Raw genomic sequence first — 23,464 nt, forward strand, 5'->3', positions numbered from 1 at the left:
CGTATCCGGTGGGCGGGCGGCCTCGGTTAGATTGCGCCGTATGACGACTACTTCGCAGCCCGCCGCCAGTCTCTACGACGCCCTGCAAGCCGACGCCGTGCCCGACCTCGCCACACTGCGCGAGGTCTACGAGATGCCGGGCGAGGCCGCCGTGCACAAGCAGGTGGACCGGATCCACGACGTGGCGCGGCGGCTGATCGGCTGCTCCTCCTTCGTGCTGATCGCCAGCGCGGGCGCGGACGGCAGCTGCGACGTGTCGCCGCGCGGCGGGCCGGCCGGGTTCGTCGCGGTGCTGGACGAGCACACGCTGGCGATACCCGATGCGACCGGCAACAAGCGGCTGGACTCGCTGCAGAACATCGTCGCCACCGGCCGGGTCGGCCTGGTCTTCCTGATCCCGGGCCGCAACGACACCCTGCGGGTCAACGGTCGGGCCTGCGTCTCCACCGAGCCGCAGCTGCTCGAGCAGTTGACGGCGGTGGGCAAGCCGCCGCGCAGCGCGATCGTGGTGCGGGTGGAGGAGGTCTACGGCCACTGCCCGAAGTCGCTGCTGCGCGGCTTCGTCTGGAAGCCCGGGCAGTGGCTCCCCAAGGAGGCCGCCCCGAGCTCCGCCGAGGTGACCCTCTCCCACCTGTCCGCCACGCTGGACGGTCTGACGGTCGAGCAGATCGAGCAGCGCGAGCGCGAGGCACTGCTCTACCGGTACGAGTGATCCGTTGCGCGCTTCCTGCTGCCCGGGCCAGCGGTGAATTCACGCCATTAGCCGAGCGCGGCCACAGCTCCCCGGGCACTGCCGTCCCGCGGCACGCGCGGGGATCGGCGGTGCCCGTCCTATGCCCCTGGCCTAGGCGCAACGGCCCGGGCGAAGCCTTGGGAGGGAAGCTGACGCACCGTCAGTCCTGACTCCGTCGGCCCTGCGGAATCGGCCAGCCGCACCGCCCCGGCCGTGCTGTGCCCCCTGGCCCTGTCCGCCGCGCCTGGGTTAGCGTCACGCCGTCGACGCGACGCGCGCCGACCGCGGGACGCTGGGGGGCGTCCCGCCACGGGGGGATCCACCGGAAGAACCCGCACCCGGGCACTGGCCCGGGTGCGCAGCACTGCTGTCCGAGGCGCCCGCGGGACGCGGGTGCCGCATTCCGTGGAGGCAGAACCACATGGGTTTGAGGGGTTTCACCACACGCTGGGCCGCCGCACTGGGCACCGTCACCCTGCTGGCGTTCGGCGCACCCACCACCGTCGCACACGCGGACACCGCACCCGCGTTCCGGACCGACCTGCGCATCCTCGTCATCGATGACGGCGGCCCGTCCGTGGCCGCGATCACCGCCGAATTGACCGGCGAGGGCATCCCGTTCACCGCGTTCAACGTCTACGACCACAACCGTCCGACCGTCGACGCGGCCTTCCTCACCGCCACTCTTCCCGACGGCAGCGTGGAGGCCAAGTACCAGGGCGTGGTGCTCTCCTCCGCGCACGCGCTGGGCACCGGTTCGGCCGAGACCGTCGCACTGGACTCCTACGAGCAGACGTACAACGTCCGCCAGGTGGACGCGAGCACCTATCCGCAGCCGTACAGCGGTCTCAACTGGCCGCAGAACCCGGGCTACCTGGGCGCCCTGGACGGGATGACCGCGCAGGTCAGCGCGGCGGGCGCGGCCGGCGGTTTCGGCTACCTCAAGGGCGCGGTCCCGTTCGAGGACAACAATCCGTCCGTGACCGAGAGTTACGGATTCCTGTCGACGCCGCTGGCCACCCAGGACGCCGGCGCGAGCTTCACCCCGCTGGTGGAGATGCCGATCCCGGGTACCACCGCGAACGGCAGCCTGCTCGGCGTCTACCACCACGACGGCCACGACGAGTTGGTCGTCACCTTCGCCTACAACTCGTACCAGCGGCAGTGGCGACTGCTGGCGCGCGGGCTGGTCGACTGGTTGACCCAGGGCGTCCACCTCGGCTTCGACCGCAACTACTTCTCGGTCCAGGTGCAGAACGTGCTGCTCTCCGACAGCCGTTGGAGCAGCACCCTCAAGTGCACCGTGGGCGACGTCAACTGCAACCCGCCGGCGAGCAGCCCGGACGCGGCGCCGATCCGGCTGAGCGCCGCCGACGTGGACTACGCCAAGCAGTGGGAGGCGGCCAACAACCTCACCCTCGACCTGGTCTACGACGGCAGCGGCAGTGACAGCACCGTCGCCGCCACCGGATCCGACGCCACCACTGCGCAGTTCGCGGCCGACGCCGCCGCCTTCCGCTGGGTGAACGGCAGTTACGGCCGGCCGTTCCTCGGCTGCGTGCGGAACGTGACCGTGGTGCCGTGGAACTGCGCCACCGATGCGAGCGGCGCGGTGCAGTGGACCGACCAGGCGGCGATCACCTCGGCGGTCCAGGCCAACACCGCCTGGGCGCAGGCCAAGGGCCTGCCGGTGGACACCGGCGAACTGGTCAGCAGCCAGTACTCCGGCCTGGCGGTGGCGCCGCAGCAGCCGCAGGACAACCCGGCGTTGACCCCGGCGCTCGCCGCGCTCGGCGTGACCGCACTGGGCGCCAACGGCTCGGTGGAGCCGGCCAGTCGGCAGATCGGCGCCGCCACCACGGTGCCCGGCCACCAGGTCGACCTCTACCACAACGCGTCCACCGCGGCGGCCGAGACCGACGAGTACAACTGGACCTACACCTCGGCGGCCCAGGGCGGCAGCGGTGCCTGCACCGGCTCCGCGACCAGCACCTGCCTGGCTGCGCCGCTGGACACCGCCACCGGCTACCAGAGCACCATCGTCCCCACCGAGGCGGCGATCGCCCTGCAGCGGGTGCTCGGCAACGACCCGACGCCGACGGTGCTCTACCAGGGCAACTTCACCGAGGACCGGATCGCGTACCCGCTGCTCAACCAGATCCTGACCACCTACCAGTCGCTCTTCAACGCCAACACCCCGGTGGCCGACCTGCGGCTCGCCGACCTCGCCGCCCAGCAGCGCAACCAGGCGGCCTGGCGCTCGGCCCTGACGGCCGGGACGGTGACGGCCTATCAGATCGGGAACACCGTCACGGTTTCGGCGCCCGCCGGGGTCGCGGTCCCGGTGACGGCGCCCAGCGGCGCGGTGCAGGTCCAGCCGAACGGTGCGGCCGGCACGGCGGCCGGGACTGCGTACGCCGGCGAGCTCTCGGGCTGGCTGCTGCCTGCGGCCGGCGAGAGCGCGGTGACCGTCCAGGTCGCCGCCGCGCCGACTGCTCCGCAGGCCGCCCGCCTGGCCACGACGGCGGTCAGCCGTCCGGCCGGCACGACGACGGCCGAGGGCGTCTCGCGCGCCCCGTCGGCTCGCCCGGCCGTACCCGCCGGCGTCGCGGCCACCGTCGCCCACCCAGTGCCGTTCGGGCCGGGCGACAGCACTCGGATCGGCGCCGCTCGGCGCTGACTGGGTGGGGGGGTGGTGAGCTGAACGTGCGGTGATGGCGCGCTGAGCTCGTCTGTTCTCGCGATGACGGCTGACAGATTTCAAAATCTGTCAGCCGTCACCTGTTATCCGTCATCTGCCATTGCCCATCCCCCGCCTGTCATCGGCCCCGCTCTCGCCAAGCTGAACGAAGGCGCTTCCGTGGTGTTCACCGTTGGCGCCGGCTACATCACGGGCGACAACCTGATTGTCTCCGGCGGCATCGGCGTCCACCCCCGCCGCAACCACACCTCACCCCCGCCGCTGATACAGCGCCACCAGCACCGCGTGCACCGCGTCCCCCTCCACCGCCTCCTCGGCCCCGTCCACCACCTCCTGCAAGGCGGCCGCCAACCGCTCAGCTTGCGCCTGCGTCAGCCTCAGATGACGAATCGTCAGCAATGGTGCAAGCGGCTCACGCGGAGCAGCCGCGTACTCGGCACCCACGGCCGCGAACAGGTCGGCCGCCACTCCCGCGTCATCGGCCAGCGCCATCCGGCGCGCCGTACGCCCGTAGTACTGCTCGGTGCCGCCCCGGACCCGACGGGTCTCCACCACCTCGACCAGTCCGGCCTCGCGCAGCACCTTCAGATGGTGCGCCACGGTGCCCTTCTGCACGCCGAACACGGCCGCAAGGCCGCTGATCGTGCCGGTCTCGCCACCAAGGGCGAAGAGCAGCCGCTGGCGCATCGGATGGGCGAGCGCCTTGTGCTGCTCGGGGCTACTGAGGTCCAGCTCCTCGGAGGTCATGACCTAAGCGTCCGCTTTTCTTGACGCTTTAGCAAGCCGCATGCTCTACTTCCCTCGACCTGACCGAACATCAGCACCACGGGGGAACCAGATGGCCCAGCTTCAGCCCGCCGAGATCACCGGGATCGTCACCGAAACCGCGCGGCTCACCAGCGAGCTCTACGTCTTCCCCGAGGTCGGCGCCGAACTCGCCGAACTGCTCACCGACCGCCTCGCCGCCGGCCGCTACCACCAGGCCACGGACGTCGAGGCGCTCGGCCGGCTGGTCACCGAGGACCTGCAGTCGGTGAACGGCGACCGGCACCTGCGACTGAAGTTCCACCCGTACGAGGTGCCGACAGAGAAGGACGGCGCGGTGCGCGAGGAGCTGAACCGGGCAGCAGAGCTGTCGCTGGGCGGGGTACCGCTGATCGAACGGCTCGCCGGCGGGGTGGTGCGCCTCAAGCTGGCGCCGATCCTGTTCCCGCTGGACATGACCGCCGACGCGCTGACCGCCGCGCTCAACCTGGTCTCCCGGGCCGAGGCTCTGGTGCTGGACCTGCGCGACTGCGTCGGCGGCCACCCGGACACCGTCTCCTTCATCTGCAGCTACCTGCTGGACCGCCCGACCCACCTCAACACCCTCTACGACCGCGAGGAGGACAGCGAGCGCCAGTTCTGGAGCCTGCCGCAGGTCCAGGGCGCCAAGTTCGGCGGCAGCAAGCCGCTCGCCCTGCTGACCAGCCGGGCCACCTTCTCCGGCGGCGAGGAGCTGGTCTACGACCTGCAGCAGCAGGGTCGCGCCCTGGTCTACGGCGAGCGGACCGGCGGCGGCGCCAACCCGCGCCAGGGCTTCACGCTGCACCCGCACCTGGAGGCGACCATCCCGGTCGCCCGCTCGATCAACCCGGTCTCCGGCACCAACTGGGAGGGCGTCGGCATCACCCCGGACGTCGAGACGGACCCGGCCCAGGCGCTGGACGTGGCCCACCCTGCCCTGCTGGCCGAGATCGCCAACGGCGACGGTGACAGCCTGTCGGCCCAGGAGGCGCGCGACACCCTGCAGGGCACCGCTCAGCCGGCGCCCACTGCGGCCACTGCGGCCACTGCGCTGTAGGACCTGCCCGGCCGATCGCGGGCTGTGGCAGGATGCCGCCCATGACTTGCATCCGAAGGGGCCGTGCCGCGTAGATCGGGTGCTACTCGGGCGAACGCACCACGAGCCCATGGCAGATCCGGAGTTGGCGTGGCGGCATCGCCGGTGCTGACCGTGCCCAGGCGGTCCACGTCAGTGCCCCGCTGTCACCGACCGGCCTCGCGCCACGGGAACGGGGCGAGATCCGGCTCGACCCAATCGGTCCTTGCCTGGGCGAAGGCCAGCGTCGCCGAGTGGTAGAAGCGGGACAGAAGGCGCTTGTCGAGCAGGTCATGGTGGCGTTCGGCGAACGCGGTGAAGTCGTCCCCGCCGGGTTCGGCCGCGTGGTGACCGACCAGTTCCACCCGGGCCCGGCTGACGGTCGCGTGGTACTTCTGGGGTGCCCCCGCGTAGCGGGTGAGACCCGGACCGAGACCTCTCGCACCCCTGCCCACCAGCACCGGAAGCGCCCCAGCACCAGGCCTGACCAGGCGTCAACTGCCCCGCGCCACCCGAAATCACGAACGCTTAGGATACGGAGAGTCCACCACCGAGAGCAGGGAGCCACCCGTGAATGTCGGATTCGTCGGCCTGGGCGCGATGGGGCGCGAGATGGCCGCCCAACTGGTCAGGGCCGGGCACCAGGTGCAGGTCTGGAACCGCTCCCCCGAGCCGGTGGCCGCACTGGTCGAGCAGGGTGCCCGGGCCGCCGGCACGCTGGCCGAGGCACTGGCCAACGAGGTGGTCGTCTCCATGCTGGCGGACGACCATGCCGTGGAGTCGCTGCTGCTGGACGGCGGGCTGCTGGAGTCCGCCAGGCTGGACGTGCACGTCAACATGGCCACCGTCTCCCCCGCCCTGGCCCGCCGGGCCGCCGAGCTGCACCAGCAGCACGGCATCGGGTACGTCTCGGCGCCGGTGCTCGGCCGAACCGATGTGGCGGCCGCCGGGAACCTCAACATCCTGGCGGCGGGTGAGACTTCGCTGCTGGACCGGGTGGCCCCGCTGTTCGCGGCGATGGGCCGGCAGACCTACCGACTCGGCGAGCAGCCGCAGTTGGCCAATGTCGCCAAGATCAGCGCCAACTTCATGCTGGTCTCGGCGGTGGAGGCGTTCGCCGAGGCGGCCGCGCTGGCCGAGGCCAACGGGCTGGCCCCGGCCGACCTGCTCGAAGTACTCACCGGCACGGTCTTCCCCGGCCCGGTCTACGCGGGCTACGGCGGCATGATCGCCAACGGCCGCTACGACCCGGCCGGGTTCCGGCTGGCCCTCGGCCTCAAGGACGTCGGCCTGGCCCTGGACGCGGGCGCCGCCGCCCAGGTCCCGCTCCCGCTGGCCGGTCTGCTGCGCGACGCCCTGCTGGAGGGCATCGCACACGGCGACGGCGACCGCGACCTCGCAGCCCTCGGCGAAACCTCCCGCCGTCGAGCCAATCTGACGAAGCGTCACTGATACCTGCCGCCGCCTTTGGCAACCAGCGGGCCACCAACACCGCCACCAACACCGCCACCAACAACCCGACAGGAGCGCACCGCGCCGGCAACCTCGGCAGCGTCAACCGAATCTGACAGTCCATCAGAAAGGTCACATCGCATGTCCCCGCACGGCACCATCGCACACCGCACCGCGACCGACCTGCCGCCACCGGTCCGCGAGGCCCTGGCGGCAGCCGACGCGCACGGCTTCGGCCACTCCTGTCGCCCCGAACAGGGCCTGCTGCTGCGGACCTTGGCCCAGGGCGCGCCACGGCTGATCGGCGAGAGCGGGACGGGGTGCGGGGTCGGCCTGGCCTGGCTGGCGAGCGGCGCGGCGCCGGACGTGCGGCTGATCAGTGTGGAGCGTGACGCGGGCCGGGCCGCCGCCGCAGCCGAGGTCTTCGCCGACCTGCCGCAGGTCGAGGTGGTCTGCGGCGACTGGACCGAGCTCTACGAGCGCGGCCCGTTCGACCTGCTGGTGCTCGACGGCGGCGGCCAGGGCAAGGGCGACGGCGCCCCCGCCGACCCCGAGCGGCTGCTCACGCCCGGTGGCACGGTGGTGGTGGACGACTTCACCCCGTCCACCGGCTGGCCGCCCCTGCACGAGGGCCGCCCGGACGCCGCCCGCCTGCACTGGCTGGAGCACCCGGCGCTGCGCGCCACCGAGCTGCGGCTGGCGGCGGACCTCAGCTCGGTGGTCGGGCGACTCAAATAGCCTTCTAGTACCGCACGGTGATCCGGCGGGCCGGCCCGTCCACTCGGATCCGGCCGCCGCAGGGGAGGACCAGCTGCGGGTCGGTGTGGCCGAAGTCGACGTCGAAGACGGCCATGGTCTGCGGCGCGTACTCGGCCAGCGCCCGCAGCACCGCCTCGCGCTGGGCCTTGCGGTACTCGACCTTGGCGGCCGGCTCCAGCTGCTGCCGGAAGTTCCAGGCCTTGGCCCGGGCCATCAGCAGTGCGGGGAACTGGCGCAGCAGTCCGCGCTCGCCGAGGTTGCGCAGGATCCGGTAGACCTCCTCGCCGCGCGGCATCTCCTCGGAGGTCTCCAGGTAGAGCACCTGTCCGGCGTACTCCTCGGCCGGGTGGATCTCCCGGTCGGCCATCGCCAGCCAGGAGAGGATCTCCAGGTTGCCGCCCCAGCCGGCGCCCTCGACCACCTGGTCGGCGTTGTGCCAGACCCAGCCCTCAGCGGGCTCCATCACCGGCTCCCTCGCGAGGAGTTCGGGGGTCGCCCAGTCCCATTCCTGGTCGCCCGCCTCGCTGACCGGTCGCAGCTCGTACTCCCCCGCGTCGGTCTCGAACAGCGCTGCGCGCAGCGAGTCGGCGGTGGCGGGGTTCACTGAGCCGCCGCGCCCGAGCTGCACCATCACCGAGCCGCCGTGGTAGCTGACGACGCCGCTGTTGCGCAGGAAGAGCAGCAGGTTGGTGTTGTCGCTGTAGCCGAAGAAGGGCTTGGGGTTGGCCGCGATCAGCTCGCGGTCCAGGTGCGGCAGCACGGTGATCTGGTCATCGCCGCCGATGCTGGCGATGACCGCCTTGACGCTCGGGTCGGCGAAGGCGGCGTGCAGGTCGGCGGCCCGCTCCTGCGGACTGGCGCCCAGCTTCCGGGTGGTCGGGTACTCCACCGGCTCCAGGCCGAACTCCTCGCGCAGCCGCCGCAGTCCGAGCTCGTACGGGTGCGGGAAGATCGCGGGCAAGGCCGCCCCCGGCGAGAGGACCGCGACCCGGTCGCCCGGGCGGGGCTTCGGCGGGTACAGCGGCTGCACCGGTCGCGCCGACAGTCGCTCGAGCTCCTCAGCGCGGCGCAGGTCCTTGGGCCGGCCGATGGCGCGGCGCATCGCGATCAGGTCGTCCCGGCGCAGGTAGCGGATCACCGTGCCGTCCAGGCCGGGGGTGGTCAGTGCGCGGGCGGCGAAGGCGGAGACGTCCAGCGAGCCCCAGGGCAGTTCGGGGGTGCAGCAGTCACCGGCGGCGTTCGCGGTGGCGAAGTCGAGCTTGCGCAGCCGGAAGGAGTCGGCTGTGCTGGGGACTTCGGCGCCGTCCTCGTCGGTCAGTCGGGCGTCCAGCGCGGCGAAGGCGGCGGCCATCGCTGCGGCGTGCTCGGGCGCGCCGTCCCAGAGCAGGTCCAGGTCGCCGGTGAGCTCCTGGGAGCCGTGCAGGATGCCGGCCACCTGGCCGATCACCACCACCGGCGCGCCCTGCCGGTCGAGTTCGGCGAGCAGCCGCAGCGGGTCGAAGTCGATCGCGCCGTTGGTGGCGACGGTGCCCTGCTGGTCGTCGGCGTCGTCGTGTGTCAGCCCGGTGGCCGCGCGGCCCCGTACCAGCTCGGCCGTACGCGCGACGGCCAGCCGCAGCCGGTCGACGGGGGTGGTGGGACTGACGCCGACACCGACGGCGCTACCGGCACCACTGGCACTACCGGCACTGGGACTGACGGTCATTCAGCTGCTCCTTCACTCAAACCGCTGGCCAACCGAGTCGATCACGCACCGCGCGCGGCTGTCCATCGGGTTTGAACGCGACGGCGCCGCCCCTCCGTACGGTACGGAGGGGCGGCGCCGTAGGTGTTCAGCAGCCAATCGCCGTCGGTGCTCAGTCAGTGATCAGTTGGCCGGTGATCAGTGCGCCATCACCGGGACGTCGGCGATCTCGCCCTCGCTGCCCGCGGCGACCTGGACGTTCTGCGCGCCGCCACCGTTCAGCAGGATCGCGGAGAGCGCGGAGGCCAGCAGCAGGAAGCCGAAGGACCACCAGATGGCGGTGGTGAAGCCGTGCACCTGGGCCTGAGCCTGCTGGATCGCCTGCGGCACCGTGGTGCTCAGGTGGGACTTGCCGAACGACTTGCTCGCGCTGATCGCCACCGTGCTCAGCGCCGCGGTGCCGATGGCGCCGCCGACCTGCTGCGAGGTGTTGACCATCGCGGAGGCGACACCGGCGTCCTGCGGGCGGACCCGGAAGGTGGCCAGGCTCATCGCCGGCATGAACGCGGTCCCCATGCCCAGGCCCATCAGGACCAGGCCGGGCAGGATCAGCCAGTACGAGGAGTCGATCTTGATGTTGGTCAGGATCGCCATGCCACCGGCGGCCACCAGGAAGCCGGGGCCCATCAGGAAGCGGGCCGGGACCCGGTTCATCAGGCGGGCGCCGATCTGGGTGGAGCCGGTGATCATGCCCGCGACCATCGGCAGGAACGCCACACCGGTCTTGACCGGGGAGTAACCCAGGATGTTCTGCATGTAGTAGGTCAGGAAGAGGAAGAGACCGAACATGCCGATGATGGCCAGGCCCAGCGCGAGGTAGGAGCCACCACGGTTGCGGTCGAGCACCACGCGCAGCGGCAGCAGCGGGGCCTTGACCCGGCTCTCGACCGCGACGAACGCGGCCAGCAGCACTGCGGCGGCGACGAACAGGGCGATCGTGCTGGTCGCGCCCCAGCCCTTCTCGGAGGCCCGGGTGAAGCCGTAGACCAGCGAGACCAGGCCGGTGGAGACCAGCAGCACGCCGGGGATGTCCAGCTTGTTGCGGTTGCGGCTGCCCTCGGGCTCACGGATCACCAGCACCGCGCCGGCCACCGCCACGACGGCGAACGGAACGTTGATGAAGAAGGTCCAGCGCCAGTTCAGGTACTCGGTGAGCACGCCGCCGAGGATCAGTCCGATCGCACCGCCACCACCGGCGACGGCACCGTAGATGCCGAAGGCCTTGGCCCGCTCCTTGGCCTCGGTGAAGCTCACCGTGAGCAGCGAGAGCGCGGCCGGGGCCAGCAGGGCGCCGAACAGGCCCTGCAGCGCGCGGGCGCCGATCAGCATGCCGGTGCTCTGGGCCGCGCCACCGAGCGCGGAGGCCAGCGCGAAGCCGATCAGACCGGTGATGAAGGTGCGCCGACGGCCCCACAGGTCGGCGATTCGGCCGCCGAAGAGCAGCAGACCACCGAAGGCCAGCGCGTAGGCGGTGATCACCCACTGGCGGTTGGCGTCGGAGAAGCCGAGGGCCTTCTGGGCCGACGGCAGGGCGATGTTCACGATGGTGGCGTCCAGCACCACCATGAGCTGGGCGAGGGCGATGAACCCTAGCGCCTTCCAGCGGTTGGGGTCGGCCTGCGGGACGACGGATTGTGACATGGGTGTACTCACCTAACGGCAGGTTGGTGCTGAACGGTCGGATGCGGGTCGGGGCCGCGTCCGCGGAGGGATCAAGGGCCGGGTCTGCGCCCGGCACCGGTCATGGACGCCGCAGCTCCTGGAGCGTGATGGCGTGTCCGGGCAGGGCCGAGGGCGCCGGTGCCCGCAGTCCGTCGAGGAAGAGCTGCAGATGACGGTGGACGAACATGGACTCGTCGTGCTTCATGCAGTCGCTGCCGGGCAGCGGACGGGTGAGCCGGGCCAGTGCCACGAAGACGTCACCGGGGCCGACGTCCTCGCGCAGCGTGCCGGCCGCGCGGGCGCGGGCCATCAGCTCCTCCATCGCGTCCTCCAGCTGGGCGCGGACGGCGAAGAGCTCCTCGTCCTCGTGGAGCACCACGTGCTCGGTAAGCAGCGCGCAGAGCGCGCCGATCCGCTCGTCGGCGGCCGCGTGCACGTAGTCGCGCAGCGCCTCGAACGGGTCGCCGGTGTCGGCCAGGGCCGCCCGGGCGCGCTCCATGATGCTTTCCAGCACGGAGAGCGCGACCTGCTGGATCAGCGTGGCCCGGTCCGGGAAGTTTCGGTAGAGGGTGGCGTTGCCGACCCCGGCACGCTTGGCGATCTCGTCCAGCGGGACGTCGGCGCCCTCGTCGGCGAAGAGCTTACGGGCGGCGGCGACGATCCGCTCCCGGTTGCGGGTGGCGTCGGCGCGCAGGCGGGGGGCGGCAGACCTGGCCGGTGTCCCGGCGGACATCGGCTGGGCTGCCACCGGGGTCCGGTCAGACAACGGGGTCTGGGCCGACGCCGGTGCCTCGGCCGACATCGGCTGGGCCTCGAGGGTGTCCATGGCTGCGCTCCTCTCCTGGGTCTCCGGTTTCCGGGGACTTCTTCCCCACTTCCATCGACTGTACGGCAAACGGGGAGAACCTCCCCACATATTTCCGAAGCGGCCACGCGTTCTGGCATATGTGATGCGGCTCACCTCACTGGCATCGCCGTATGCCTCGCCGCAGACTGGGCAAGAAGACGGGGCCACCCCACTCTGGATCATGAGGACGTGATGCAGTGAACCTCGTACGGCAGCCCAGTCCCTCCCTCGGGGCCGAGCCGCAGGCGCCCCCGACGGTCACTCCACTGACGGAGAACGCCGCCGAGACCTATGTCGCCAGCACCTGTTTCAAGATCGGGCCTCCCGGGCAGGTCGGCGTCGAGCTCGAATGGTTTGTCCATGACTCCGATCGGCCGCATGCCGCCCCCTCCCCCGCCCGGGTGAGCGCGGCGCTCGACGCGCTGCGGCTCCCCCCGGACCACCCGTTACTACCACTCGGCTCCCGAGTCACCCGCGAGCCCGGCGGCCAGGTCGAACTGAGCTCGCCCGCCGCCGCGGACCTGGTCGGCTGCGTGGAGACCACCCGGCGCGACCTGAGCACCCTGCGCGCCGCCTTCGCCGCCCAGGGGCTGACCCTCGCCGGCTACGGTACCGAACCCCACCCGAGGGACCGTCAGGTGACCCTCCGTCAGCCACGATACCTGGCCATGGAAGAATACTTCGGCCGTTCCGGCCCGTGGGGCAAGATCATGATGTGCACCACGGCCTCCACCCAGGTCTGCCTGGACGCGGGCACCGACCGGCCCGGGGCCGAGGGCTTCCGGGAGCGCTGGCTGCTGGCCCACCGACTGGGCCCGGTACTGGTCGCCGCCTTCGCCAACTCCCCACTGCTGGACGGGCGCCCGACCGGTTACCGGTCCACCCGGCAGACCGTCTGGTCGCGGATGGACCCCAGCCGCACGCTGGCCCCGACCGCCGTGGACGGCGATCCGCGCGAGGCCTGGGCCCGCTACGTGCTGGACGCCCAGGTGCTCTGCGTCCGCCGCCCCGAGGGGAAGTCCTGGAACGCGCCGGTCGGCCTGACCTTCCGCGGCTGGCTGCGCCGCCCGGAGGCCGAGCGCCCCAGCCTGGCCGACCTCGAGTACCACCTCAGCACGCTCTTCCCACCGGTCCGCCCACGCGGCTACCTGGAGCTGCGCATGATCGACGCGCAGCCGGGCGACGGCTGGGTGGTGCCCGCCGCTCTTACGGCCGCGCTCTTCGCCGACCGCCGGGCCGCCGACGCGGCGCTGGCCGCCCTGGAGCCGCTGGCCTCCGCGCTGACCGAGCCGGGGCCGCGCGGTCCCGCCTGGACCAGGGCCGCCGCCCGGGGCGTGGACGACCCGGTGCTGCGCCGGGCCGCCCTCGGCTGCTTCGCCGCCGCCGAAGGCGGTCTGGACCGGCTCGGTGTGGACGGGCAACTGCGCACCGCCGTCACCGAGTTCGCCGAGCGCTACACCGCCAGGGGCCGATGTCCCGCCGACGACCTGCTCGACTCTTCCGCGCCGCAGGAGGATGCACCGTGCTGACCCCCCCGCTGAATCCCGCCCCGGCCGAGCCGACCCACCCGGCCCACCCGACTCGACCGACCCGGCCGACCGCGCCCGCCGCGCCCGCCGGACTGATCGGGCTGACCGACGAGCAGCTGCGCGAGGCCATCGCCGGCGAGCTGCTCGCCGCGCGGGACCGCACCAGCGGCCTGACCGACTGCGTGGACGACGGCGAACTGACCGCCCAGCACTCCCGGTTGATGTCACCGCTGGTCTGGGACCTGGCGCACATCGGCAACCAGGAGGAGCTCTGGCTGCTGCGCAACGTCGGCGGCCGCGACCCGATGCACCCCGAGATCGACCCGCTCTACGACGCCTTCGAGCACCCGCGCTCCGAGCGGCCGACCCTGCCGCTGCTGCCCCCCGCCGAGGCCCGCAGTTACGCCGCCGAGGTCCGCGGCCGGGTGCTGGACCTGCTGAGCGGCGTGGAGTTGGCCGGGCCGCCACTGCTGCGAGCGGGGTTCGCCTTCGGACTGATCGCCCAGCACGAACAGCAGCACGACGAGACCATGCTGATCACGCATCAGTTGCGCAAGGGCGCCGCCGTGTTGGCCGCACCGGCCCCCGAGCCCGCGCCGCCGGGCCGGCTGCCCGCCGAAGTCGTCATCCCCGCAGGCCCGTTCACCATGGGCACCGACACCGAGCCGTGGGCACTGGACAACGAGCGCCCGGCCCACCGGATCGACCTGCCGGCCTTCGCCATCGACACCGTGCCGGTCAGCAACGCCGCCTACCAGCGCTTCATCGAGGACGGCGGCTACCAGGAGCCGAGCTGGTGGAGCCCGCAGGGCTGGCAGCACCGGCTGACCGTCGGCCTGACCGCGCCGCTCTACTGGACCCGCGAGGACGGCGTCTGGCTGCGCCGCCGGTTCGGCCGGGTCGAGCCGGTGCCGGCCGAGGAGCCGGTGCTGCACGTCACCTGGTACGAGGCCGAGGCGTACGCCCGCTGGGCCGGGCGGCGGCTGCCGACCGAGGCCGAGTGGGAGAAGGCGGCCCGGCACGATCCGGCCACCGGCCGCTCGCGCCGCTTCCCCTGGGGTGACCAGGCGCCCGGGCCGCAGCACGCCAACCTCGGCCAGCGCCACCTGCAGCCGGCCCCGGTCGGCAGCTACCCGGACGGCGAGTCACCGTACGGCGTACGGCAGTTGATCGGTGACGTCTGGGAGTGGACGGCCAGCGACTTCGCCCCCTACCCGGGCTTCAAGGCCTGGCCGTACCGGGAGTACTCCGAGGTCTTCTTCGCCAGGCCCGGCGAGCCCGCCGAGTACAAGGTGCTGCGCGGCGGCAGCTTCGCGGTCGCGCCGGTGGCCTGCCGGGGCACCTTCCGCAACTGGGACTATCCGATCCGGCGGCAGATCTTCGCCGGCTTCCGGACCGCCCGCGACCTCCCGGACGGCAGCTGATGTGCCGCCATCTCGCCTACCTGGGAGAACCGGTGAGCCCGGCGGAGCTGCTGGTGGAGCCGGACTACGGGCTCTACCACCAGTCCTGGTCGCCCCGGCTGCAGCGCTACGGCACGGTCAACGTGGACGGCTTCGGCCTGGGCTGGTACGTCGACGGCGACCCGCAGCCCGCCCGCTACCGCCGGGCGGTGCCGATCTGGGCCGACGAGAACTTCACCGACCTGGCCCGGGTGATCCGCACCCGCGCGCTGCTGGCTGCGGTCCGCTCGGCCACCGCCGGCACCACCGCCGAGCAGACCGCCGCCGCGCCCTACACCGGCGACGGCTGGCTGTTCAGCCACAACGGCGCGCTGACCGGCTGGCCGGCGGCGGCCGGCGAACTGGCCGCCCTGCTGGCGCCCGCCGAGCTGCTCGGCCTGGAGGCACGCTGCGACTCGGCGCTGGTCTGGGCCCTGCTGCTGCGCCGGCTGCGCGCCGGGCAGGAGGTGACCGGGGCGCTGGCCGCGACCGTCACCGAGGTCGCCCGCTGCACCGATGCCCGGCTGAACCTGCTGGTCACCGACGGTCGGGTGATCGCCGCGACCACCTGGGGCGACACGCTCTTCCACCGTCTGGAGCTCGGCCGCTCGGTGCTGGTCGCCTCCGAACCCGGCGACGACGGGCCCGGCTGGACCCCGGTGCCCGATCACTCCGTCCTGTTGGCCACCCCCGACGCGGTGACGGTCCGTCCGCTGGACCTCGTCACCGCCGCCTGAGAGGACCGTTAGCCATGACCGCCTTCGAGCTCACCCGACTGCTCCCCGCCGACCACTTCGCCAAGGCGCTGCGCGAGGACGCGCGCCGCGGCCTGACCGCGCCGGCCAAGTGGCTGCCGCCCAAGTGGTTCTACGACAAGCGGGGCAGCGAGCTGTTCGAGGACATCACCAAACTGCCCGAGTACTACCCGACCCGTGCCGAGCGGGCCATCCTGACCGAGCGGGCCACCGAGATCGCCGCCCTCACCGGGGCCCGCACCCTGGTCGAACTGGGCTCCGGCTCCTCGGAGAAGACCAGGCTGCTGCTGGACGCGCTGCACGGCCTCGGCACCCTGGAGACCTATGTGCCGGTGGACGTGAGCGAGAGCGCGCTGCGCGAGGCCGGCCGGCAGCTGGCGCTGGACTACCCGAAGTTGACCGTGCACGGGGTGGTCTCCGACTTCACCGCCACGCTCGGGCTGCCGCGTGCGGTGCGCGGCCCGAAGCTGGTCGCCTTCCTGGGCGGCACCCTGGGCAACCTGACGCCGACCGAGCGGGCCGCCTTCCTGGCCGCGCTGCGGGCCGAACTGGCGCCCGGGGACTCGCTGCTGCTCGGCACCGACCTGGTCAAGGACCCGGCGGTGCTGGTCGCGGCCTACGACGACGCGGCCGGTGTGACCGCCGAGTTCAACAAGAACCTGCTCAATGTGCTGGACCGCGAGCTGGACGCCGGGTTCGACCCGGAGGCCTTCGAGCATGTCGCGCTCTGGGACGCCGAGCAGGAGTGGATCGAGATGCGGCTGCGCTCCCTGCGCGAGCAGCAGGTCGCCGTCCCGGCTCTGGAGTTGACAGTGGCCTTCGCCGAGGGCGAGGAGCTGCGGACCGAGATCTCGGCCAAGTTCCGCCGCGAGAAGGTGGCGGCCGAACTGGCCGAGGCCGACTTCGAACTGCACGAGTGGTGGACGGACGCCGAGGGGCGGTTCGGGCTCTCGCTGGCCCAGCCGGTGTAGTCCGTGGACTGATCAACTACTCCTCGGAGAGGGGGAGTTCGCAAGGTGTTTTCGTTCGGGCCCTTGTAGGGACACCGTCAATTGCGAAAGATGACAACCATCATCCACCTCTCCGAGGAGTCCGCGTTGCGTCTGCCACGTCCGGCCACCCGCCTCGCCGCCACTCTGGGCCTGCTCTGCGGCCTGGTCACCAGCGTCACCGGCATCAGCTCCGTCACCGCTGCCACGTCCGCCGCCGCGGCCAACGGTGTGCCGCGTCCTGACCACGTCGTCGTGGTGCTCTTCGAGAACACCGCCGAGGGCTCGATCATCGGCAATTCCCAGGCCCCCTACTTCAACCAACTTGCCAGCACCGGCGCCAACTTCACCAATGCCTTCGCGATCGAGCACCCCAGCGAGCCGAACTACCTGGACCTGTTCTCCGGCTCCAACCAGGGCGTCACGGACGACTCCTGTCCGCACACCTTCAGCGCCGACAACGAGGGCGCCCAGCTGATCGCCAAGGGCCTGACCTTCACCGGCTACTCGGAGGACCTGCCGTCGGCCGGCTCCACCGTCTGCACCAGCGGCAAGTACGCCCGCAAGCACAACCCGTGGGTCAACTTCAGCAATGTCCCGGCGGCGGACAACCAGCCGTTCTCCGCCTTCCCCACCGACTTCACCCAACTGCCCACCGTCTCCTGGGTGATCCCGAACCTCTGCAACGACATCCACGACTGCTCGATCGCCACCGGTGACAACTGGCTGAAGACCCACCTGGACAGCTACGTCCAGTGGGCCAAGGCCCACAACAGCGTGCTGATCACCACCTTCGACGAGGACGACAGCGCCGGGGACAACCAGATCGCCACGCTGATCAACGGCCAGCCCGTGAAGACCGGCAGCTACAGCGAGCGGATCGACCACTTCAGCGTGCTGCGCACCATCGAGGACATGTACGGCCTGCCGTACGCGGGCGCCGCCGCCCAGGCCACCTCGATCACCGACGCCTGGTCCACCGGCGGCCCGACCGGCAGCGTCACGGTGACCAACCCGGGTGCACAGACCGGCACCGTCGGCACCGCCGCCTCGCTGCAGCTGAACGCGACCGACACCGCCACCGGGACGCTCAGCTGGTCGGCCACCGGGCTGCCCGCCGGGCTGTCGATCAACGCCTCGAACGGCCTGATCAGCGGCACTCCGACCACCGCCGGCACCTTCAACGCGGCGGTCACCGCCACCGACTCCACCGGCCCGGCCGGCAGCGCCTCGTTCAGCTGGACCATCGCCCCCGCGGGCGGCGGCGGCTGCACCGCGGCCCAACTGCTCGGCAACCCCGGCTTCGAGACCGGCAGCGCCGCGCCGTGGACCGCCTCCTCCGGCGTGATCGACAACAGCTCCTCCGAGGCCGCCCACTCCGGCAGTTGGAAGGCCTGGCTGGACGGCTACGGCAGCAGCCACACCGACACGCTGTCCCAGAAGGTGACCATCCCGGCCGGCTGCAGGGCCTCGCTCAGCTTCTGGCTGCACATCGACACCGCCGAGAGCGGCAGCACCGTCTACGACACGCTCAAGCTGGCGGCCAACTCCTCGCCGCTGGCCACCTGGAGCAACGTCAACGCGGCCACCGGCTTCGTGCAGAAGACCTTCGACCTCAGCTCCTTCGCCGGCCAGACCGTCACCCTGACCTTCACCGGCACCGAGGACAGCAGCCAGCAGACCAGCTTCGTGATCGACGACACCGCGCTCAACGTGTCCTGACCCACCGCCCGTCGAGCGGGGTCGTGGCTGCCTGCCACGGCCCCGCTCCGGCGTTCCCGCCCGGATCACGACCTCCGCGCACGGGTCTTGCTGAAGGCCTGAATCGCTGCTTCACTTCTTCGCATGGCCTACCGGAAGACGCCCGCCGTCCAAGCCCGGCTCGACGCGCAGCGAGCCGCGGTGCTGCACGCCGCGACCGAGCTGCTGGCCGAACGCGGCTACGCCGCCTGCTCGGTGGCGGCGGTGGCGGACCGGGCCGGGATCGCGACCGGCAGCGTCTACCGGTCCTTTCCGAGCAAGGCCGAGCTGGTGGCCGAGCTGTTTCGCACCGTGGTCGGCCGGGAGGTGGCCGCGGTCCGCGAGGCGGCCGCCTTCGCGGGTGACCTGCACGCCCAGGTCGCCTCGGTGATCGGCACCTTCGCGGGTCGGGCGCTGGGTGCGCCACGGCTGGCCTACGCGCTGCTGGCCGAGCCGGTGGACCCCGAGGTGGAGGCCGAGCGGCTGGTCTTCCGCCGGGCCTTCCGCGATGTGATCGCCGCCCGGATCGCCGAGGGCGTGGCGGCCGGCCGACTGCCCGAGCAGGACCCGGAGCTGACCGCCGCACTGCTGGTCGGCGGGGTGGGCGAGGCCCTGGTCGGCCCGCTCGCCGACGGCCGGGCACCCGACGCCCTGGTCCCCGCACTGATCGCGTTCTCGCTGCGCGCCCTCGGCGGCGCCTCCCCCGTCGGCACCACCGACACCACCGTCAGCAGGCGCACCGTCAGCAGGCGCACCGACAGCAGGCGCACCGACACCGGGCACACCGACACCACCCTCACCGAACCGACCGGAGCCGCATCGTGAAAGCTCTCTCCGACGCCCGCGAGCGCAATGCCGAGCGCCTGCTGAAGGTCTCCGCCAAGCACTCGCACGACCCGCTGACCGAGATCGACTGGGACGCCCCGATCGACCCCGACCAGTTCGCCCTGCCCCCGCACCGGGTCTCGCTCTACGGCACCCACCTCTGGCAGCAGCTGACACCCCGCCAGCAGGCCACGCTGAGCACCCACCAGCTGGCCAGCGTCACCTCGGCCGGCATCTGGTTCGAGCTGATCCTGATGAACGGACTGGTCCGGCACGTCTACGACAGCGACCTGACCACCCAGCACGCGCAGTACGCGCTCACCGAGGTGGCCGACGAGTGCCGGCACTCCACCATGTTCGCCAAGTACATCACCAAGACCGGCTACCCCTCGGCCCGTCCGTCCAGGCGGGCCCACCGGCGCGGCAAGTTCCATCTGCTGCTGAACGACACCACGCTGACCTTCGCGGGCGCGATCTTCGTGGAGGAGTTCACCGACGCGATGCAGCGCGAGATGATCCGGGACGACAGCCTGCAGCCGCTGGCCCGCTCGGTGGCGAAGATCCATGTGATCGAGGAGGCCCGCCACATCGGCTACGCCAAGCCGGAGTTGGAGCGTCGCTGGGCCCGGATGAGCCCGGCCAGACGAGCCCTGTTCCGCCAGGTGCTGGGGGTGCTCGCCTACGAGGCCGTGGTCGAGTGCGTCAACCCGCGGGTCTACGCGCTGGCCGGCCTCGACCCGCGCGAGGCCCGCCGGGTGGCCGAGGCCAACCCGCACTGGCGGGCCGCCAAGGTGGACTGGGCCCGCAAGGCGGTCGAGTTCTTCACCGATCTGGGCATCATCGACCGCCGCAGCGAGGCGATGTGGCGCCGCGCCTCGCTGCTGCGCTGATGCGGGTCGGTCAGGCCGTGGTCTCCACCGTCAGAGGTTCCGGCGCCGCGTTGTTGAGCCGGGCCAGCCCGCTCCGGGTCGCGACCACCACGATCCGGTCGCCCACCGCCAGGCCCCGGCTGCGGTCGGCATAGCCCCACTGGTAGCTGTCGGGGGTGCGGGCCAGCCGGACGGCGAGCACCCGGATCCCGCCGATCGCCTCGATCTCGTTGCGACTCATCCCGGTCAGCGCGCTGCCCTCCTCGGCGGTCAGTTCGGCGATCATCAGCACGTGCCGGAAGACCGAGAGGGTGCCGAGCACTTCACGCCCCATCAGGGCCGCCGCGAAGGCCGGGGCCGCCAGGTAGGAGACCGAGCGGGAGGCGACGTTGCCGAGCGTGGCGTAGACGTGCTGGGCGAAGTCGTCGTCGAAGAGCCGCAGCACGACCCGCACGCTCTCGCGCAGTGCCCGGGCCTCCAGCGCGGCCTCCAGGTTGGTGGCGTCGTCGTTGGTCACCGCGACCACCGCGCGGGCGCGTTGGGCCCGGGCCAGGCGCAGCTGGTCAGCGAGCGGGCCGTCCCCGATAACCACCGGAATGCCGAGCGCCCGGACCGCACCGATACCGCGCGCCTGCGCGTCGCGTTCCAGGCAGGCCACCGGCACCCCGGCCTCGTGCAGCAGGATCGCCACCCGGGTGCCGACGTTGCCGAGGCCGACCACGATCACGTGCCCGCGCAGGCCCACGCTGGGGCTGCGCGGCAGCCCGCGCCGCCCGGAGGCCAGCACGTCCACCATGATCGCGGTGGCCACCGGGACGAAGGTGATGCCGCAGAAGGTGATCACCACCTGGGCCACCCGCTGCCAACTGCCGCCGGTGCCACCGGTGGAGTCGCCGAGCTGGTCGGGCTGGGCGGCGCCGGCCATGTCCAGCAGGGTGACGTAGACGGTCCAGGCGAAGTTGTGGTTGAAGGACCAGATCACCAGGAACGAGGCGGCGATCGCGGCGAAGGCGGCGCCCAGCACCAGTCGGATCCGCACGCCGGTGAAGAAGCGCAGCATGTCCAGGAACCGGTAGGCCAGCCGGTTGAGCCAGCCGACCTTCAGCCGTGGCTCGGTCGGCAGGGTCTGCAGGACCGCCACGCCGTCCGCCCGGCTCGGCGGGTCACCGCCCTGGTGCGGCACCCCGCCGACCGCGATCGGGCCGCCCTCGCCGAAGGCGGCGGCCAGTCTGATGAAGTCGGAGGAGGCGGGCTGGGTTTCCGGCAGCAGCCGCAGCCGGGTGAGGTCCTGCCGGTCGATCCGGTCGGCGGCCACGCAGAGGTGGCCGGCGTTCAGGTCGGCGTCGTAGGCGACGTACAGGTAGCGGTCGCCGACCCGCACCGAGTTGGGGCGGGCCAGCGCGCCGTTGGCGAAGGCCGGGGCTGCGGTGGCCGAGCCGGAGAGCGCGGCGCAGTTCTTCAGCAGGGTCTGGATCTGCTCGCCCAGCCGCTGGTTGAACATCCGCAGCACGATCCGGATCTCCGGGTTGAGCCCCTGGGCGCTGAGCGCGGCGTGGATGTTGGCCTGGTCGTCGCCGTCCACCAGGGCGATGCCGCGCGCACCGCCGGCATGGGCCGCGCGCAGCGCCTCCTCGGTGACGCTGCCGAACTCCAGCACGGCGGCCACGCCCTCGATCCGCTCGATCCGCGGACCGTGGTCGCGCATCCGGTCCGGGACGATCGCCACCACCGGGACCTCGTAGTGCTCGATCAGCTCCAGGATCAGGCGGTGGGCGAGCGCGTTGGCGCCGCAGACGATGTAGTGGTCGGTGAACGGAGTCTCCGTGAGCTCCGTGATCTCCGTGAGCTCCGTGGTGACCGGAGGCATCCCCCGAGCTGCCTGTGTCATAGACCGGATGGTACTTGGGGTCGGTGTCAATCAGCGGTCGATTGCGCTGGGTCTCCGGCGACGGGCCGGTGAACCCCGGGCGGGCCGACCGGAGGTGGAAGATCGGCCAGCCGGACGATCGTTTCCGGCCAGCCGACCGGAGGATGTCTGTCCACCAAGTCACCTAGTGAGACAGTCTTCTGACATTCCGTCGTCAATCTGATTAGATGAGCGGCGCCTGAGCTCTTGAGCCCGGCGACCCGCTCGTCGTCCGTCGGGACGGTGAACCGTCCGCCCGTGCAAGGAACTTGATGTCACAGATACCGCAGACGGTGACCTGGTGCTTGGCCGCCGGGCTGCTGGTGACCCTCGTCCTGCTCGTCCACCAGTGGCGCACCGCCCGGGCCAGGGCCAGGGCAGTGGCCCGACTGAGGTCCGCGGTCCGGGCCCGGGACGACGAGGCGCACCGCCTGGCGGCCGTCCAACTGCCCGCACTGGTCGGCGCCGCCATGGAACATCCGGTGGTCACCGACCCGTTGCTGGCCGGAACCGAGTACGCGCGTGACCTGCAGGCGGTGGCCGAGCAGTTCGGCGCCGCCGTGGAACAGGCCCAGGAGCGGGCCGACCAGAACGCCAAGACGGCTCTCAAGGGCGCGATGCGGGCGCTGCAGGGGTTGGCCAACGAGCAGCAGATGGCGATCTCCGAGATGCAGGAGCGGCACGACCACCCGGCCGTGCTGCGCGACCTGTTGGAGATCGACCACGCCAACTCCCAGTTCGGGCGCCGGGCCCAGGCCGTCGCGGTGCTCTGCGGTTCCTGGCCGGGCCGCCAGCGCGCCGCCTCCTCGCTGAGCGACGTGGTGCGCGGGGCCAAGTCCCGGATCCGCGACTACAAGCGGGTCGAGGTCCGGACCCAGATCGAACTGGCCGTGATCAGCCGGGTGGTCGAGCCGGTGGTGCTCGCGGTGGCCGAACTGCTGGACAACGCGGCCCGGCACTCGCAGCCGAACACCACGGTCGAGGTCAACCTGCAGCCGGCGCACAACGGCGCCTGCATCGTGATCGACGACGCCGGGGTCGGGATGGACCCGCGCGAGGCCCAGCTGGCCGGCCAACTGCTCTCCGGCCGGCGCTCGGTGGACGTCACCCGGCTCGGCGACCCGCCGCAGTTCGGCTTCCCGGTGATCGGCGTGCTCTCCGCGCGGTACGGATTCAGCGTCTCGGTCGACACCCGCTCGCCGTACGGCGGTGTGCGCGCGGTGGTCTTCCTGCCGACCGCGCTGCTCACCCAGCTGGCGCCGGCGCCGGCGGTGTACCTCCCGACCGCGGCCCCCGTACGGCAGGTGGCCGCGCCCGTCCCCGCTGCCGCCCCGGCCGTCGTACCCGCCACCGTCCCGGCCGTCGTACCCGCCACCGTCCCCGCCCCAGTCCCTGCCCCGGCCGCCGCCGAGGCGATGCCGCCCGTACCCCGGACGGCCGGCGGCCTGCCCAAGCGACGGCGTCGCGAGCCGCTGGAGGCGGCCGCCGCGGCCGCGCCGGTTACCACCGAGGCCAGGGGGCTGCCCGAGGCCGGGCTCCCCGAGGACTGGACCCGCGACGCCGAGGCCACCGCCCGCCGACTGGGCGCCTTCGCCCGCGGCACCCGAGCCGGCCGGGACTCCGACCCCTCCGCCCCTTCACCCCACTGAC

The 23,464-nt window shown here is 72.0% G+C and carries 19 protein-coding genes; 13 read left to right on the top strand and 6 right to left on the bottom strand.

What is annotated here, in order from left to right; all coding sequences use genetic code 11:
- Positions 1-40: 40 nt before the first annotated feature.
- Positions 41-712, top strand: a complete 672-nt coding sequence (locus BR98_RS07300) for an MSMEG_1061 family FMN-dependent PPOX-type flavoprotein (RefSeq protein ID WP_035841259.1) — start codon at positions 41-43, stop codon at positions 710-712.
- A 442-nt stretch (positions 713-1,154) separates the two neighbouring features.
- A complete protein-coding gene (locus BR98_RS07305) occupies positions 1,155-3,413 on the top strand; it encodes a hypothetical protein (protein ID WP_063774717.1) in 2,259 nt (752 codons plus the stop codon).
- 270 nt (positions 3,414-3,683) lie between these two features.
- Here the strand turns inward: BR98_RS07305 and BR98_RS07310 are convergent, their stop codons facing one another.
- The gene (locus BR98_RS07310) at positions 3,684-4,181 is read right to left on the bottom strand and encodes an ArsR/SmtB family transcription factor (protein WP_035841261.1); all 498 of its coding nucleotides are present in this window, start codon (positions 4,179-4,181) and stop codon (positions 3,684-3,686) included.
- A gap of 91 nt (positions 4,182-4,272) precedes the next feature.
- Here BR98_RS07310 and BR98_RS07315 point away from each other — a divergent pair, with 91 nt between their 5' ends.
- Positions 4,273-5,277 carry a S41 family peptidase gene (locus BR98_RS07315; protein WP_051969396.1) on the top strand — a complete coding sequence of 335 codons (1,005 nt, stop codon included), beginning with the start codon at positions 4,273-4,275 and terminating at the stop codon, positions 5,275-5,277.
- A gap of 185 nt (positions 5,278-5,462) precedes the next feature.
- Here the strand turns inward: BR98_RS07315 and BR98_RS07320 are convergent, their stop codons facing one another.
- A complete protein-coding gene (locus BR98_RS07320) occupies positions 5,463-5,756 on the bottom strand; it encodes a hypothetical protein (RefSeq protein ID WP_051969397.1) in 294 nt (97 codons plus the stop codon).
- Between the two features lie 109 nt (positions 5,757-5,865).
- On the opposite strand from BR98_RS07320, the gene BR98_RS07325 reads away from it, so the two are divergent.
- Both BR98_RS07325 and BR98_RS07330 read left to right on the top strand, forming a co-directional pair.
- On the top strand, positions 5,866-6,747 hold the full coding sequence (locus BR98_RS07325) for an NAD(P)-dependent oxidoreductase (protein WP_035841263.1): 882 nt from the start codon (positions 5,866-5,868) through the stop codon (positions 6,745-6,747).
- 141 nt (positions 6,748-6,888) lie between these two features.
- Entirely contained in the window at positions 6,889-7,485 is a 597-nt protein-coding gene (locus BR98_RS07330) for an O-methyltransferase (RefSeq protein ID WP_035841264.1), read from the top strand.
- Between the two features lie 4 nt (positions 7,486-7,489).
- Here the strand turns inward: BR98_RS07330 and BR98_RS07335 are convergent, their stop codons facing one another.
- The 3 genes from BR98_RS07335 to BR98_RS07345 form a co-directional block, all read right to left on the bottom strand.
- A complete protein-coding gene (locus BR98_RS07335) occupies positions 7,490-8,536 on the bottom strand; it encodes a S66 family peptidase (RefSeq protein WP_035843399.1) in 1,047 nt (348 codons plus the stop codon).
- Positions 8,537-9,388: 852 nt separating this feature from the next.
- Positions 9,389-10,891: an MFS transporter gene (locus BR98_RS07340; protein ID WP_035841267.1), complete on the bottom strand. Its 1,503-nt coding sequence runs from the start codon at positions 10,889-10,891 to the stop codon at positions 9,389-9,391.
- 100 nt (positions 10,892-10,991) lie between these two features.
- The gene (locus BR98_RS07345) at positions 10,992-11,645 is read right to left on the bottom strand and encodes a TetR/AcrR family transcriptional regulator (protein ID WP_035843401.1); all 654 of its coding nucleotides are present in this window, start codon (positions 11,643-11,645) and stop codon (positions 10,992-10,994) included.
- 311 nt (positions 11,646-11,956) lie between these two features.
- Here BR98_RS07345 and egtA point away from each other — a divergent pair, with 311 nt between their 5' ends.
- From egtA to BR98_RS07380, 7 genes are all read left to right on the top strand, one after another.
- A complete protein-coding gene (egtA, locus tag BR98_RS07350; RefSeq protein WP_083976087.1) occupies positions 11,957-13,288 on the top strand; it encodes an ergothioneine biosynthesis glutamate--cysteine ligase EgtA in 1,332 nt (443 codons plus the stop codon).
- Positions 13,289-13,380: 92 nt separating this feature from the next.
- Entirely contained in the window at positions 13,381-14,712 is a 1,332-nt protein-coding gene (gene egtB / locus BR98_RS07355) for an ergothioneine biosynthesis protein EgtB (RefSeq protein WP_051969624.1), read from the top strand.
- Positions 14,712-15,467: an ergothioneine biosynthesis protein EgtC gene (gene egtC / locus BR98_RS07360; protein ID WP_035841268.1), complete on the top strand. Its 756-nt coding sequence runs from the start codon at positions 14,712-14,714 to the stop codon at positions 15,465-15,467. The genes egtB and egtC overlap by 1 nt, the downstream gene beginning before the upstream one ends.
- Positions 15,468-15,481: 14 nt before the next feature.
- A complete protein-coding gene (gene egtD / locus BR98_RS07365) occupies positions 15,482-16,456 on the top strand; it encodes an L-histidine N(alpha)-methyltransferase (RefSeq protein ID WP_035841269.1) in 975 nt (324 codons plus the stop codon).
- Positions 16,457-16,546: 90 nt separating this feature from the next.
- Positions 16,547-18,196, top strand: a complete 1,650-nt coding sequence (locus BR98_RS40140) for an alkaline phosphatase family protein (protein ID WP_063774718.1) — start codon at positions 16,547-16,549, stop codon at positions 18,194-18,196.
- 123 nt (positions 18,197-18,319) lie between these two features.
- On the top strand, positions 18,320-19,039 hold the full coding sequence (locus tag BR98_RS07375; RefSeq protein ID WP_083976090.1) for a TetR/AcrR family transcriptional regulator: 720 nt from the start codon (positions 18,320-18,322) through the stop codon (positions 19,037-19,039).
- Positions 19,036-19,929 (top strand): AurF N-oxygenase family protein, encoded by an 894-nt coding sequence (locus BR98_RS07380; RefSeq protein ID WP_232247266.1) that lies wholly within the window; start codon positions 19,036-19,038, stop codon positions 19,927-19,929. The genes BR98_RS07375 and BR98_RS07380 overlap by 4 nt, the downstream gene beginning before the upstream one ends.
- Positions 19,930-19,939: 10 nt before the next feature.
- On the opposite strand, the gene BR98_RS07385 is transcribed toward BR98_RS07380, so the two are convergent.
- Positions 19,940-21,796 carry an NAD-binding protein gene (locus BR98_RS07385; RefSeq protein ID WP_083976092.1) on the bottom strand — a complete coding sequence of 619 codons (1,857 nt, stop codon included), beginning with the start codon at positions 21,794-21,796 and terminating at the stop codon, positions 19,940-19,942.
- Between the two features lie 287 nt (positions 21,797-22,083).
- Here BR98_RS07385 and BR98_RS07390 point away from each other — a divergent pair, with 287 nt between their 5' ends.
- Complete coding sequence (locus tag BR98_RS07390; RefSeq protein ID WP_157537456.1) at positions 22,084-23,463, top strand: ATP-binding protein; 1,380 nt, start codon at positions 22,084-22,086, stop codon at positions 23,461-23,463.
- Position 23,464: the final 1 nt, after the last annotated feature.

It is taken from the genome of Kitasatospora azatica KCTC 9699 (assembly GCF_000744785.1).
Classification (GTDB): Bacteria; Actinomycetota; Actinomycetes; order Streptomycetales; family Streptomycetaceae; genus Kitasatospora; species Kitasatospora azatica.